Consider the following 14,017-nt stretch of genomic DNA (forward strand, 5'->3'; position numbering starts at 1 on the left):
ACGATTCGATCGCACCGCAACGCCTGAAGCAGGAGCGCGGCATGATGGAAGACAGTGCAGGACGGACCATGGTTCGCGCGGCGATGAAAGCCCCTTATCTGGAACGTGACGAAGAGCATCTCCTGGCGCTGCGCTGGAAGGAAAACAATGACCAGCACGCGCTGCACCGCATCACCGTCGCGCATATGCGGCTGGTCATTTCCATGGCGTCGCGGTTTCGCCACTACGGCCTTCCGCTGGGCGACCTGATCCAGGAAGGCCATGTCGGGCTGCTGGAGGCCGCGGCCCGTTTCGAGCCCGAGCGAGAGGTGCGGTTCTCGACCTATGCGACATGGTGGATCCGCGCCTCGATGCAGGACTATATCCTGCGCAACTGGTCGATCGTGCGCGGCGGCACCAGCTCCGCGCAAAAGGCGCTGTTCTTCAACCTGCGGCGTCTGCGCGCCCGCCTGGCAAACGGCGCCGAGCAGACGTCGAATGCCACGCTCTACCGCGAAGTGTCGGCGGCTCTCGGGGTATCGGAGGCCGATGTGGCGATGATGGATTCCCGCCTTTCGGCGCCGGACAGCTCGCTCAACACGCCGCTTGCCGACGATGCGGGCGCAACCGAGCGGATGGAGTTCCTGGTTTCGGATGACCCGCTGCCCGATGAGGTGGTCGGCGACACGATCGACGTCGAACGCCGCTCGGTGTGGCTGAAGACGGCGCTCGGCGCTCTCAATGCGCGAGAACTCAGGATTATCGAGGAACGCCGGCTGAGCGACGAGGGCGCGACGCTCGAAGCGCTTGGCGAAACGCTCGGCATCTCCAAGGAACGTGTCCGGCAGATCGAGGCGCGCGCCATGGAAAAGCTCAAGGCGGCGCTGGTAAAGCAGAATCCGGAATTTCTCGCGGCCTGAATCGCGTCGGCTGCTATTTGTCGGTGACGATCTTAACCTTGTCGCCGGCCGAAACCGCAGCACCCGGCGAGAGCGCGTTGAGCACCCTGAACAAATCCAGCTTGCGGTCGACGCCGACCATCTGTGCGGCCAGGGAGCCCATTGTCTGGCCGGGCCGCACCGTGACGATGCGGATACGCAGTGGCTTCAGTGCTGCCTTCTCGGCAGCACTCAGGATGCGGAATGAGCCGCTGACCGAGCGCGCGACCGTGCCCAGCGAGGTGCTGGCAGACGGTGCAGCAGTCAGCAAGCGGTAGACCTGGCCGCCGGCGCGGATCACCGCAATATCGAATTGCCAGCCATCGGCGCCGGCATGCGCGGTTGCCGCTTCGTTGCCGTTGATCGTTTCCTGGCGCACGCTGCTGTCGTCGAGCCCGGCAACCCAGCCGCTGCGGATGTAGTCGGTCAGCGAGCGGTCCTTGTCGATCGAAACGCCGTCGAAGCGGATTGCCATGTCGCCCGGGCCTGTGGCCGTCACCGCCGCCGCCGAATTGTCGATGATGAAGCCGTTGGGCACCGAGAACGACACGCCGAGGCCAGGATGCAGGAAGGTTTCGCCGCGCACATAGCCTTCCTCCGGCGTGTCGCCGTAGAGCAGCCCGTCTATGCCGGCAAGGAATGAATCGCGGTCGCGCGACCCGACACCGGGCGCGCCGAACTGGCGGGCGTGGCGCTGCGCGAGATCGATACGCTGCGGCGTGTTGGGGTGCGTCGCCAGGAAGTCGAGGCTGGCGTCGGTGGCGCCGCTGATCGAGCGGAAATCGGTATAGGCCGACATCGACTGCAGGAAGCGGCCGGCGGCGTAGGGGTCGAAACCGGCTTCGCCGATCGACTTGATGCCGATGGCATCGGCCTCCAGCTCCTGATTGCGCGAGAACTGGGCCAGCCTCAGCTTGCCGCGGATCAGCGCCGCCTTGGCCGTCGGGTTGTCGCCGAGCACGTCCGAAACGACCTTGGTCGCCAACCCCTCTTCGGCTTCCAGCTGCTGGCGCTGCAGACCATGATTGGCCGTAACGTGGCCCATCTCATGCGCAATGACGGCGGCAAGCTCGGCCGAATCGTTGGCCAGCGCCAGCAGGCCGCGGGTGATGTAGAGATAGCCGCCCGGCAGCGCGAAGGCATTGACGTTGGGCGAGTTGAGGATGGTGATGCGGTAGGTCTGGGTCGGGTTGGCCGACACCACGGTCAGTCTGCCGACGACCTTGGCCACCATGCGCTCGAGCTTGGGGTCGGAATACTCGCCGCCATAGGTGGCGAGGATGCGCGGGTGCTGCGCCTTCGCCAGTTCGGCGAGCCTGCTGTTAGCGGCGACATTGTCGACCGTAATCGGCTTGTCGGAGGGCTGGAAGCCCGATTCCTGCACGTCGGGAGGCGTGAACATCTGGCAGCTTGCCAGCGCCACGGCAAGACCGGCCAGCGCCAGAAAGCGCGCCAGCGGTTTCACCCTCCGATTGTCGATGCCGGTCGGCAGGTCGGCTTCCTTTCAAGTCCTGGGACGTGACCGCGAAAATCGGGCGCGATTTCCGGAAAGCATCACGCGCAAAATCAAGTTCTACGGCGTCCTTCGTGCGTCCGACAGATACGAGGCAGCAAGGGCAAATCACGGTCTAAGCCGGACCAGTTCCTGGCGGACCTAGCCACACTACCTCGACCATGGCAAGCAAGCGCCGCTTCGCCTTCCGCCGGTTTGACCATAAATTATGTCCGCTTCCGGGCAACATCTCGTGATCCAGCCGCAAACGGACCCGAGCCGATATAGCGTCGGAATGCCTCCGGTCCAGCCCCAACGAAAAAATCGGCGGCGGTGCCGGTCGCGGCAACCGTGCCACCGTCCAGGAAAACCATGTTTTGGCCGATACGGCGCGCATCGTCCGGCTGGTGCGTGACGAATAGCACCGTCATGCGCTGCTCCGAATGGACGTCGGCCACCAGGTCGAGCATGTCGTCGCGCAGTGCCGGTCCGAGCGAAGCGAACGGCTCGTCGAGCAACAGCACCGGCCGGTCGCGCACTAAAACCCGGGCGAGCGCGACGCGCTGCCGCTCGCCGCCGGAGAGTTCGCGCGGCAGTCGGCTTTCCTTGCCGGCAAGGCCGACGCGCTTCAGCGCTGCGGCGATTGCGGCGCGGTCAGCCTCGCCCAGCCTGAGCGAAGGCGAGCGGCCGAGCCCGACATTCTGCTCGAGGGACAGATGGGCAAACAGGTTGTTTTCCTGGAACACCATCGATACCGGCCGCGCTGATGGCGGCGCAGTGCTGACGTCGGCGCCGCCGATGAGCACGCGGCCTGACCGTGGCGCCTCGAAACCGGCCACCAGATTAAGCAGTGTCGACTTTCCCGAACCGCTCGGCCCCATGATGGCGGTGATTTCCGATGCCGGGAAATCGACATCGAACATAAGCGGCGTTTCACCATAGCTGAACGAGACATTATCGAGCCGCACGGCCGCGCCTTTTTCCACCGAAATGGAGCGTTCCGGGCCGATCGGCATCATGATTTCTCCCTCCTTCCCATCCAGTCCGCGGTCAGCACCAGCGCCAGGCAGACAAGGCCGAGCAGCAGCGCCAGCCCGGCCGCATCCTCGGTGCGGTAACTGCCCATGCGGGCCAGCAGCAGGTAGGGCAAGGTTTGCACGGAATCGCTGCCGAACAGCGCAATGACGCCAAGATCGCCGAGCGACAGCGCCATGGCGAAAGCGAAGCCGGTGGCGAGCGGCCGCCGCAGCGACGGCCAGTCGATCAGCCGCAACCGGTTCCAGCCCGAGATGCCAAGCTGTGCGCAAAGCCGTTCGTGGCGTTCGCTCGCCGCGTCATAGGCAGGGCGGATGGCGCGGATGGCGAACGGCATCGCCATCACCGCATTGACCGCAACGACCATGACAGGGGCGATCGCAAAGACATCGCTGACAGTGCGCAGGAGGAGGAACCAGCCGGCGCCGATGACGATGGGCGGCACCACCAGGACGAACCCCGCACCGGTGTCGGCCAGATGTTCGAGCACCGTCCGTCGGCCTGTCCGCCGGGTGAGCGCCAGCGCCCGGCGTGCCATGACCAGCGACAGCGACAGCGCCAGGGAGAGCAGCGCCGATAAGACGGACAGCACGGCACTGGTCGCCGTCGCTTGCCGCACCGCGCTCTCGCCGGCCAGGCGGCCGAGATCGGCGCCAAGCCCGGCCGCCAGCGTGGCCGCCATCGGCCCGGCGACAAATAGCAGTGCCAGCCCGATCACCAGCGCGTTCAGGACGGTCTCGGCCGCACCGGCTGAAAAATACCGGCGCGGCGCCACCGGCAGATTGGCGTCGCCGGTCATATTGGCGCCAAGCCGCGTCAAGGCCAGCACGACCACGAAGGTTAGGGCAATCTGCAGCAGGGTCAGCGTCACAGCCCGCGCCGGGTCGAAGTCGAAACGCAGCGCCTGGTAGATGGCAACCTCCAGCGTCGTCGCGCTGGGTCCGCCGCCGAGCGTAAGCACGATGGTGAAGGAGGTGATGCACAGCATGAAAACGAGCCCGGCAACGCCCGGCAAGGCCGCACGCAGCGGCGGCCATTCGATCAGCCGGAAGGCCGGCGCAGCACCCATGCCAAGCTGGCTCGCCAGCCGCCATTGGTCGGCCGGCACGGTCTGCAACGCCTCCAGGAACAGCCGCGTCGCCAGCGGCAGGTTGAAGAAGACATGGGCGACGAGTATGCCCGACAGGCCATAGATGCCGGGCCAGCTCTGGCCGCCTAGCGCGCCCAGCGTGCCGGCAAAATAGCCGGCGCGGCCATAGAGCGCCAAGACACCGAGTGCAGCAACAATGGCCGGCAGCGCCAGTGGCACGGCGAAAAGCTGCAGGATAAAGCCTCGCCCGAAAAACTGTGGATGCCGCGACAGGGCACGCGCGGCGAACAGCGCTGGCGCGACGGAGAGCAGGGTCGACAGCAGAGCCTGCCAGAGCGTGAAACGGACGATACGCAAGAGATACGAATCGAAGGCGGAGGCGACACCGGACGGGTCGCGTGTGGCTTCGATGATCAGCCCTGCAAATGCTCCGCCGAGCAGAAGTGCTATTGCCGCAAGCGCGAGGATGCCGGCGGTGATGCGGGAGTCAGATGATGGTGCGCGTTGCACGCTAGACCACCAGATTCGAGATTCTTAGTGAGGATTGCGTTCCTTCGCGCCCCCCTCTGTCCTGCCGGACATCTCCCCCACAAGGGGTGAGATTGGCAGTTTCAGCGCTCTGCTCATTCCAGCAACATCGGCGACTGGCGAAAGCCGCCGTGCCGTCCGATCTCCCCCCTTGTGGGGGAGATGTCCGGCAGGACAGAGGGGGGCGCCGTAGAGCGATCATCTTCGATCAATCGGCCAAAGCTACTTGCTCATCACCGCAAGCCACTCATCGACCCAGGCCTTGCGGTGGGCCGCGACTTCCTCCGGGCTGAACAGCAAGGTCTTGGTCGGTTTGACCAGCTTGTCGAACGCCGGATTGAGCGGCTTGTCGGTCTTGCCGGCCGGGAACATCCAGTTGGTTTCGGGAATGACATCCTGGAATTTCGGTCCGGTCATGAAGGCGATGAACTTTTCCGCCAGGGGGTTCTTCGCGCCCTTGGTGGTGATCCCCGCAACTTCGATCTGCAGGTATTCGCCTTCCTCGAAGGACGCCGCCTGGTAGCGCTCGGTGTTTTCGGCGACCATGTGGTAGGCCGGCGACGTGGTATACGACAGCACCATCGGCGCCTCGCCCTTGGTGAACAGGCCGTAAGCCTCGCTCCAGCCTGGCGTCACCGTCAGCACCTTTGCTTTGAGCTTGGCCCAGGCTTCGGGCGCCTTGTCGCCATAGACCGACTTGACCCACAACAGCAGGCCAAGACCCGGCGTCGAGGTGCGCGGGTCCTGGATGACGATCTTCTCTCCGGCATCGCCCTCGACCAGTTCCCTGAGGCTCTTCGGCGGGTTCTTCAGTTTTTCGGTATTGTAGACGACGGCGAAATAGCCATAGTCGAACGGCACGAAAATATCGTCGCGCCAGCCGCCCGGCACGCTGACATCCGATATGGCGCCATGCGGCGAAAACAGGCCGGTTGCCTTGGCGTCCGCCGTCAAATTGGTATCGAGGCCAAGCACGATATCGGCCTTGGTGGCGGCCCCTTCCAGCTTCACACGGTTGAGCAGCGCCACGCCGTCAGCGACCGAGACGAATTCGATGACGCAACTGCACTCGGCCTCGAAGGCCTTCTTCACTGCCGGTCCCGGACCCCAATCGGCGGTGAAGCTTTCATAGGTATAGACGGTCAGTCTATCCTGTGCCGATGCCTGCCCTGGCAGGGCGAGCGCGGATGCCGCAAGCAGGACAATCGGGACAAGAGAGTGGAAAAAACTGCGCATCGGCGCCTCCTTCGTTCGCGTTGAAAGGAATTGAGGCGTCGGGCTGTCCGAAACGTCTAATCCCTCCGCCGGTACAAACCGGATCAGGTTCAGCGGGTTGGCAGTCTTGCCTCTCAGCCGGTCCGCGAAGATCGCGTCCGGCACCCCGTTAGAGCGTTTCGACACATAGGCCCGGCCGAAGTGCTGCGCAAGCGGAAGTTTGCCGGGCATCCAAAGCCCAGCCTTCCGTTTCGTCTGCCGTTTCATCTTCCGTTTCATTCTTCCGTTTCTGGGGCAGGGCTGGTAAGGGCCACGAGATATGAGCAAATTCACCATCCTGCTTGGCGGCGATCTCATCCGCACGCCGCTGCTCGACCGCCAGGTCGAAGGCTCGCGCGTCATCGCTGCCGATGCCGGCATCGGCCATGCCCGTATGCTGGGCCTGAGGCCGGAACTCTGGGTCGGCGATTTCGATTCCGTGCCTGCCGAGTTGCCGGAGGATCTGGCCGCCGTACCACGGCAGGTGTTTCCCGCCGAAAAGGACAAGACCGACGGTGAACTCGCTATCGCTGCCGCGCTCGAACGCGGTGCGACCAGCCTTGTGCTCGCAGGCGCTTTCGGCGGCAAACGCACCGACCACATCTTCCTGCATATGGCGCTGAGCGTCCGGCTGGCGGAAGGCGGGACGGAAGTGCTTTTGACCAGCGGCGCACAGGAAGGCATTCCCTTGCTGCCCGGAAAGGCTGGCTTCGACTATGCCGACGGCACGCTGTTTTCGGTGCTCGGCTTCTCCGATCTCGCCGGCCTGAGCGTCACCGGTGCCAAATGGCCGCTCGACCACGTCGAGGTTGCGTTCGGCTCGTCGCTGACCATTTCCAACGAGGTCAGGGGCCGGTTGGAAATCGCGCTGGCCAGCGGCCGCGCGCTGCTGCTCGCGCATCCTTTTCCCTTACCTGAAAGCTGACATGGCACCGCCGCTTCTCAATCTCGACGGGATAAAGCTGACCTTTGGCGGCACGCCGCTGCTCGACGGTGCCGCCCTGACGGCCTCAGTTGGCGACAAGATCGCCCTGGTCGGCCGCAACGGTTCGGGCAAGTCGACGCTGCTCAAGATCGCCGCCGGGCTGATCGAGCCGCAGGACGGCGAAGTCTTCCGCCAGCCTTCGGCAACCGTGCGCTACTTGCCGCAAATGCCCGACATGGACGGTTTTGCGACCGTCCGCGCCTATGTCGAGGCGGGGCTCGGGCCCGCCGACGATCCCTATCGCGCCACCTATCTGATGGAGCATCTCGGCCTGACCGGCGAAGAACGGCCGAACGACCTCTCCGGCGGCGAGGCGAGGCGTGCGGCACTCGCCCGCGTCATGGCGCCGGAGCCCGACATTCTCCTCCTCGATGAGCCGACAAACCATCTTGACCTGTCGGTCATCGAATGGCTGGAGGAGGAGCTTGCCCGCACCTCCTCGGCACTGGTCGTCATCTCGCATGACCGCCGTTTTCTCGAGCGCGTGTCACGCGCCACAATCTGGCTCGACCGCGGCCAGACCCGCCGTCTCGACAAGGGCTTTGGCTATTTCGAGGAATGGCGCGACACGGTGCTGGAGGAGGAAGAGCGCGAGCAGCACAAGCTCGGTCGCCAGATCGTGCGCGAGGAGCACTGGCTGCGCTATGGCGTGACAGCGCGGCGCAAGCGCAACATGCGCCGACTCGGTGAGTTGCAGACCATGCGCCAGCGCTTTCGCGGTCATCGCGGCGCCGAGGGTGCGGCGACGATGACAGCCAGCGACGCCGCCGAATCCGGCAAGCTGGTGATTGAAGCCAAGAACATCGAGAAGAGCTTTGGCGATCTGACCGTGGTCAAGGGATTTTCGACCCGCATCCAGCGCGGCGATCGCGTTGGCTTGGTCGGGCCGAACGGCGCTGGCAAGACGACACTGTTGAAGATGCTGACCGGCGAATTGAAGCCGGACGCAGGCACGGTGCGGCTCGGCACCAATCTGGAGATCGCCACGCTCGACCAGAAGCGCGAGGCCGTCGATCCACAGGAGACACTGGCGCAGTATCTCACCGACGGGCGCGGCGAGAACCTCGTCATCAATGGCGAACAGCGCCACGTCGTCTCTTACATGAAAGACTTCCTGTTCAAGCCGGAACAGGCGCGCACGCCGGTGCGCGAGCTTTCGGGCGGCGAGCGGGCACGGCTGATTCTCGCCCGCGTTTTGGCACGGCCGGCAAACCTGCTTGTGCTCGACGAGCCGACCAACGACCTCGACATGGAGACGCTGGAGCTGCTGCAGGAATTGGTCGCCGGCTTTGCCGGCACGGTGATCCTGGTCAGCCACGATCGCGATTTCCTCGACCGCACCGTGACGAGCATCATCGCGCCGGACGGCGACGGCCGCTGGATCGAATATGCCGGCGGCTATTCCGACATGCTGGCGCAGCGCGGCGGCACCAGGCTGGACGACCGCAAGGCGCGGCCGAAGGCAGAGACCAGCGAGGCGACGGCTGCAAGCAGGAGCGACGCGGCCGCTGCCAAGGGCCCGGCCAGGAAACTGTCGTTCAAGCAGAAATTCGCGCTGGAAACCTTACCCAAGAAGATCGAGGCGGTGTCGGCCTCGATCTCGCGGCTGGAGAACAATATCGCCGATCCGGCCTATTACGAGCGCGACCCGGCCTCGTTCCAGAAGACGATTGCCGCGCTCGACAAGGAGCGCGTCACACTGGCAGCGCTCGAGGAGGAATGGCTGGAACTCGAGATGCTGCGCGAGGAGATGGAGGGGTAATTCGCGAGTTCAAGCACCGTGTCATTGCGGCTAGACAGGAGTGCGCATATATTATGCGCATGCTGCGGAGTGATCATGCGCAAGATAGCTGTGAATGCGGTTCGTCAGCCGGCAAATCTGTCGATCGACTCAAAGCTCATGAAGGAAGCCAAGGGGCTCGATGTGAATGTCTCGCGCGCCGCTGAAGCCGGCATCGCTGAGGCAGTGGCCGCCGAGAAGACGCGGCTGTGGAAGCTTGAGAACCGCGCGACGATAGATGCGTGGAACGAATATGTCGAAAAACACGGTATTCCGCTGGCAGAACATCGGCAATTCTGATGGCGCGCTACGACGTCTTCGCGAGTAGCATCGAAGGCGGCTATCTTCTCGACGTCCAGGCCGATCTGCTCGACCACTTCAAGACCCGGGTGGTCGTCCCGCTGCTGCCGGTTGCGATGGCGCCATCACCAATGCGAAGGCTCCATCCCATTTTCGAGATCAATGGTCGGAAATTGGTCATGGCCACCCATTTGATCGCCACGGTTGCGGCGACGGAACTGGGCGAGAGCCGACTGAATCTGACCAGGCATCACGAAGACATCGTGAGTGCGCTCGACATGCTGTTCCAAGGCTTCTGAGCCAAGGAGGCGTTGGGCTGGTGAGCCGGCCTCACCCCGCCGTCTTTGTCTGCCAGGCTTTCAGCGCCTCGTCGAACACCTTCTCGCCGGGAATTCCCTTTTCCATGGTGAGCAGCGCCCGCCGCCCGGTCTTGTAGACGACCGGCACGTCAATCCAGTCCTGACCTCTGAGCAAGGTCAGATTGGCGTCTTCATCCGCCTTGGTGTCGTTGAGCGCAACCAGGAAGAAGCCATCGGCGATCTTGGCCGGGATGCCGATCAGCGGGCTGCCGGCATCCTGCTCGGAGCCCTTCATGGCGACACGCAAGATGTTGTCGACACCGCCGCCCTCGAAGCCATTAGGCGTCAGGAAGATCATCTCGATGATGTGGCTGGCCGGCAGCGTCTGGTCGGTGTTGCGACGGATCGTCATGCGCAACTGGATATCCTTGCCTGGAATGGTCGCCTCGGCACGGATCGCCGGCTCGGGCGGCAGGTCGCCGCCGGGCGATTCCTGCACCAGCGACCAGACGATGTTGCCGGGCTCGGCCGAGCCTTGAGCGGTGCTGGTGCGCTCCTCGTAGAAGATCGCCTTCTGGCCAACGGCCAACGCGGCTTGCGGCGGAACTACCGTCGGTGCCGCTGCCGTCGCGGGCGGTGGGGCGGCCGTTGCAGGGGCTGGCGGAGCAGCTGCAGCATCGGGCGGCGTTGCGGGCGTTGGCGCAGCCGACCCATCGACTGCTGGAGCATTGGCCGTGGCTTGCGTGTCGGCGGGTGCCGCCGGTGCCGGCGCGGCGGGTGCCGGGGTGGTCGGCGCTTGAGCGGCCGATGGCGGCGTGGTCAGTGCGGCGACGGATTCGCCTTCGCCGATGCCCGCCTGCCCGGCCGCGGGGCCGGGATCGACTTCGTGGCCCTCGGGCGTCAGGCGCTGCGTAAACTTCGCGCCCTCGCCGGCCTCCGTCGGAGGCGCGGCGGCCGGTACGGCCGCATCGGCCACCGGCTTGGCCGGGGCTGGTTTTACCAGCGGTTCGGTGGCGACGGCTTTGGTCTCGTCGAGGCCGAGCATGCTGCCGAACGCATCCTTGTTCAGCCAGATGCCATAACCGCCACCGGCAATGACCAGCAGGGCAATGGCGGCGGCGATCACGCCGCCATAGCTGCGCCTGCGCTCGGCAGGATGGAGTCGCTGGAACCTGTCCTCCGCGGGGCCGCCGTCGTTGGAAAAGTCGTCGCCCCGAAAAACGCTGTCTTGGTCATCGGCCGTCGGAAGATCCATATCGGACGGCGGCGGACCAGCGCGCTCTTGAGGAAGAGCGACGGGCTGCGGCTTTTGCCAGTTCGGCACCGCCTTGGCGGGCGTGGACTGCCATGCCGGCCCAGTCTGGGCCGGCCCGGTCTTTGCTGGCCCGGTCGTTGCTGGCTCGGTCTTTGCCGGCTGCCGGACATGGCTGGGCTGGTTCTTGTTGCGGTCGATGGAGGAGAAGATGTCCTCCAGTTCCGCCAGCGGATCGGATGCCGGTGCCGGTTTAGCATATTCTCGCTCAACGCTTGCGATGGCGTCTTCGAGTGCGCGCTTCTGCCTGGCGACATCCGACGGCGCAAACGGCGGATCGCGTTCGGCAATTTTCTTCGCGATCGTCGAACGCGCCATGTCATAAACTTTGGCGCGCACTTCCGCCGACGGCTTATCAAGCTTGTCTAGCGTCTTTTTCAGGGCACCAACAAAATCTACCATGCTTCAGTCGACCTGCATTTGTTTCTGGGCCGGCCCCCGCAAATCAGCCGCAATGCCCGGAAAGGCTGAGAAACTAGTCTTGAAACGGATCGGTCACAAGTATCGTGTCGTCCCGTTCAGGGCTGGTGGAAAGGAGTGCGACCGGCGCGCCGATCAGCTCTTCGATGTGGCGGACGTACTTCACCGCCTGGGCCGGCAGATCGTTCCAGCTACGCGCGCCGGCGGTGGTACCTTTCCACCCCTCCAACGTTTCGTAGACCGGTTCGACGCGGGCCTGCGCACCCTGGCTGGCCGGCAGGTAATCTATCGCCTCGCCGTCGAGGCGGTAGCCGGTACAGACCTTGATCTCGTCCAGCCCATCGAGCACATCGAGCTTGGTCAGCGCAATGCCCTTGATGCCGTTGACGGCGACGGCCTGGCGGACCAGCACGGCATCGAACCAGCCGCAGCGGCGCTTGCGACCGGTGACGACGCCGAATTCATGGCCACGCGTGCCCAGGAACTCGCCGATCTCGTTCTTCTGCTCGGTCGGAAACGGGCCTTCGCCAACACGCGTGGTATAGGCCTTGGTGATGCCGAGCACATAGCCGATGGCGCCGGGGCCGACACCGGAGCCGGCAGCGGCCTGGCCGGCAACGGTATTTGACGAGGTGACGAACGGATAGGTACCATGATCGATGTCGAGCAACGTGCCTTGCGCGCCCTCGAACAGGATGCGCTCGCCGGCGCGGCGCTTGTCGTCGAGGATTTTCCAGACGCGGTCCATATAGGGCAGGATCTCGTCGGCGACGGAAATCAGCTCGCTCATGATCGCCTCATGCGTGACTTCGCCATGGCCAAGCCCGCGCCGCAGCGCATTGTGGTGCGTCAGCAGCCTGTCGACCTTCAAGGGTAGCGTTTCCAAATCCGCCAAATCCATCACCCTGACCGCGCGCCGGCCCACCTTGTCTTCGTAGGCGGGACCGATACCGCGGCGGGTCGTGCCGATCTTCGTTCCGGAATTGGACGCGGCGTCCTCGCGGAATCCGTCCAGCTCCCGGTGCAAGGACAGGATAAGCGCGGTGTTTTCGGCTATTTTCAGGCGGTCTGGCGTCACCTCGACGCCCTGCGCCTTCAATTTCGCAACCTCCGCGACGAAAGCGTGCGGATCGAAGACGACGCCATTGCCGATGATGGACAGCTTGCCTTGCCGCACCACGCCGGACGGCAGCAGCGACAGCTTGTAGACCTTGCCGTCGACGACCAGCGTGTGGCCGGCATTGTGGCCGCCTTGGAAGCGCACGACAACGTCGGCGCGCTCCGACAGCCAGTCTACGATCTTGCCTTTGCCCTCATCGCCCCATTGCGAGCCGACGACCACCACATTGGCCATATTTCTTTTCCCTTGAGACGCCGCACGAGCAGCTTGAAAACAGTTCGAAACGACAGGCCTCTATCGCATCGGCCCCCAAAAACGGAATCGATTTTCGGAGAGCACGACGCGAGGATTAAAGCCTCCCGACGCGTAACTTGTAGCGTCCAATTGCACGCACGTCGCTCTATAGCGTCAAGACCCGGCGAGCGCGACCACTCTTTGCCACCCAAAACGCTCCGAGGCACAACAATTTTCGCCTTTGACATCATTTACTTGGGCTAGCGGTCGCAATAGTCCCACACCGACGTCAAATTGCCTCTGCCTGGCCGGAATGTCACGATGCATCGAGCCGCCTACCTATTCCTGCTGTTCACCACCTTGCTGTGGGGCGGCAACTCCGTGGCCGGCAAGCTGGCCGTCGACCACATTTCGCCAATGACGCTGGTCTTCCTGCGCTGGATTCTGGCCGTTCTGATCCTGCTGCCGATCGGCTGGCGAACGCTGCATGAGGACTGGCCAGTGGTGCGCCGGCACTGGTTGCTGCTTGGCGGGCTCGGCGCTTGCGGCTTCGCCTTTTTCAATGCGATCTTCTACACGGCACTCAACTACACGACGGCGATCAACGTCTCGATCGAGCAGGCGGCGATACCGATCGTGATCATCATCGCCAATTTCGTGCTGTTTCGCCTGCGGGTGAACCGGGTGCAGATCGCTGGCGTCGTGCTGACCATCATCGGCGTCGCGGTGACAGCGAGCCATGGCGACCTGCGCCAGCTTCTCAAGCTGGATCTCAACTTCGGCGACGCGATCATGCTGGTCGCCGTGCTTTGCTACTCCTTCTATTCGGTGGGGTTGCGGCTGAAGCCGGTCATCCGTTGGCAGAGCCTGATGCTGGCGCTGTCGGTTGCCGCACTCATCACATCGCTGCCTTTCTTCCTGTGGGAGATTGCCGCCGGCAAGGTCATCGTCCCCGACGCCCGCGGCTGGGCTGTCGCGTTCTATACCGCCATCGGTGCTTCGGTCATCTCGCAGATCTTCTATATCAGGGGCAACGAGCTGATCGGCGCCAACCGGGCCGGCCTGTTCATCAATCTGGTGCCGATCTTCGGTACGCTGCTGTCGGTGCTGATTGTCGGTGAGACATTCCAGCTCTATCAGGCGCTGGCTCTCGCACTGGTGCTGGGCGGCATCAGCCTCGCCGAATACAGCGGACGGAAGATGGCGGTATCCGCTGCTGAATGAAGTCGCTTGCCGCGACGGTTCACTGCA

The 14,017-nt window shown here is 64.1% G+C and carries 12 protein-coding genes and 1 riboswitch; of the genes, 6 read left to right on the forward strand and 6 right to left on the reverse strand.

The features are described 5' to 3' along the window. Positions 1-41 precede the first annotated feature (41 nt). Positions 42-899, forward strand: a complete 858-nt coding sequence (locus tag NKH17_RS06705) for an RNA polymerase factor sigma-32 (RefSeq protein WP_254816490.1) — start codon at positions 42-44, stop codon at positions 897-899. 13 nt (positions 900-912) lie between these two features. Here NKH17_RS06705 and NKH17_RS06710 read toward each other — a convergent pair whose 3' ends face one another. The 4 genes from NKH17_RS06710 to thiB form a co-directional block, all read right to left on the reverse strand. Then, positions 913-2,382: a M48 family metalloprotease gene (locus tag NKH17_RS06710; RefSeq protein ID WP_352476125.1), complete on the reverse strand. Its 1,470-nt coding sequence runs from the start codon at positions 2,380-2,382 to the stop codon at positions 913-915. A 254-nt stretch (positions 2,383-2,636) separates the two neighbouring features. Then, the gene (thiQ, locus tag NKH17_RS06715) at positions 2,637-3,428 is read right to left on the reverse strand and encodes a thiamine ABC transporter ATP-binding protein (protein ID WP_352476124.1); all 792 of its coding nucleotides are present in this window, start codon (positions 3,426-3,428) and stop codon (positions 2,637-2,639) included. Beyond that, the gene (thiP, locus tag NKH17_RS06720; protein ID WP_352805783.1) at positions 3,425-5,044 is read right to left on the reverse strand and encodes a thiamine/thiamine pyrophosphate ABC transporter permease; all 1,620 of its coding nucleotides are present in this window, start codon (positions 5,042-5,044) and stop codon (positions 3,425-3,427) included. Before thiP ends, thiQ begins: the two co-directional genes overlap by 4 nt. Positions 5,045-5,284: 240 nt before the next feature. Next, positions 5,285-6,298 (reverse strand): thiamine ABC transporter substrate binding subunit, encoded by a 1,014-nt coding sequence (thiB, locus tag NKH17_RS06725; RefSeq protein WP_352801702.1) that lies wholly within the window; start codon positions 6,296-6,298, stop codon positions 5,285-5,287. A 43-nt stretch (positions 6,299-6,341) separates the two neighbouring features. After that, positions 6,342-6,456: riboswitch (TPP riboswitch) on the reverse strand. Positions 6,457-6,596: 140 nt separating this feature from the next. Between thiB and NKH17_RS06730 the strand changes: the two genes are divergently transcribed. From NKH17_RS06730 to NKH17_RS06745, 4 genes are all read left to right on the forward strand, one after another. Further along, a complete protein-coding gene (locus tag NKH17_RS06730) occupies positions 6,597-7,241 on the forward strand; it encodes a thiamine diphosphokinase (protein ID WP_352476121.1) in 645 nt (214 codons plus the stop codon). A 1-nt stretch (position 7,242) separates the two neighbouring features. Then, the gene (locus NKH17_RS06735; protein WP_352898147.1) at positions 7,243-9,063 is read left to right on the forward strand and encodes an ABC-F family ATP-binding cassette domain-containing protein; all 1,821 of its coding nucleotides are present in this window, start codon (positions 7,243-7,245) and stop codon (positions 9,061-9,063) included. A 75-nt stretch (positions 9,064-9,138) separates the two neighbouring features. Next, complete coding sequence (locus NKH17_RS06740; RefSeq protein WP_254816484.1) at positions 9,139-9,381, forward strand: type II toxin-antitoxin system CcdA family antitoxin; 243 nt, start codon at positions 9,139-9,141, stop codon at positions 9,379-9,381. Beyond that, positions 9,381-9,680, forward strand: a complete 300-nt coding sequence (locus NKH17_RS06745) for a CcdB family protein (RefSeq protein ID WP_352504964.1) — start codon at positions 9,381-9,383, stop codon at positions 9,678-9,680. The genes NKH17_RS06740 and NKH17_RS06745 overlap by 1 nt, the downstream gene beginning before the upstream one ends. A gap of 31 nt (positions 9,681-9,711) precedes the next feature. Here NKH17_RS06745 and NKH17_RS06750 read toward each other — a convergent pair whose 3' ends face one another. Both NKH17_RS06750 and NKH17_RS06755 read right to left on the reverse strand, forming a co-directional pair. Then, entirely contained in the window at positions 9,712-11,394 is a 1,683-nt protein-coding gene (locus tag NKH17_RS06750) for a hypothetical protein (RefSeq protein WP_352898143.1), read from the reverse strand. Positions 11,395-11,467: 73 nt separating this feature from the next. Then, entirely contained in the window at positions 11,468-12,766 is a 1,299-nt protein-coding gene (locus tag NKH17_RS06755) for an adenylosuccinate synthase (protein WP_352898140.1), read from the reverse strand. Positions 12,767-13,087: 321 nt separating this feature from the next. On the opposite strand from NKH17_RS06755, the gene NKH17_RS06760 reads away from it, so the two are divergent. Next, entirely contained in the window at positions 13,088-13,990 is a 903-nt protein-coding gene (locus NKH17_RS06760; protein WP_352801691.1) for a DMT family transporter, read from the forward strand. Positions 13,991-14,017: the final 27 nt, after the last annotated feature.

Source organism: Mesorhizobium sp. M1334 (assembly GCF_040317995.1).
Taxonomy (GTDB): Bacteria; Pseudomonadota; Alphaproteobacteria; order Rhizobiales; family Rhizobiaceae; genus Mesorhizobium.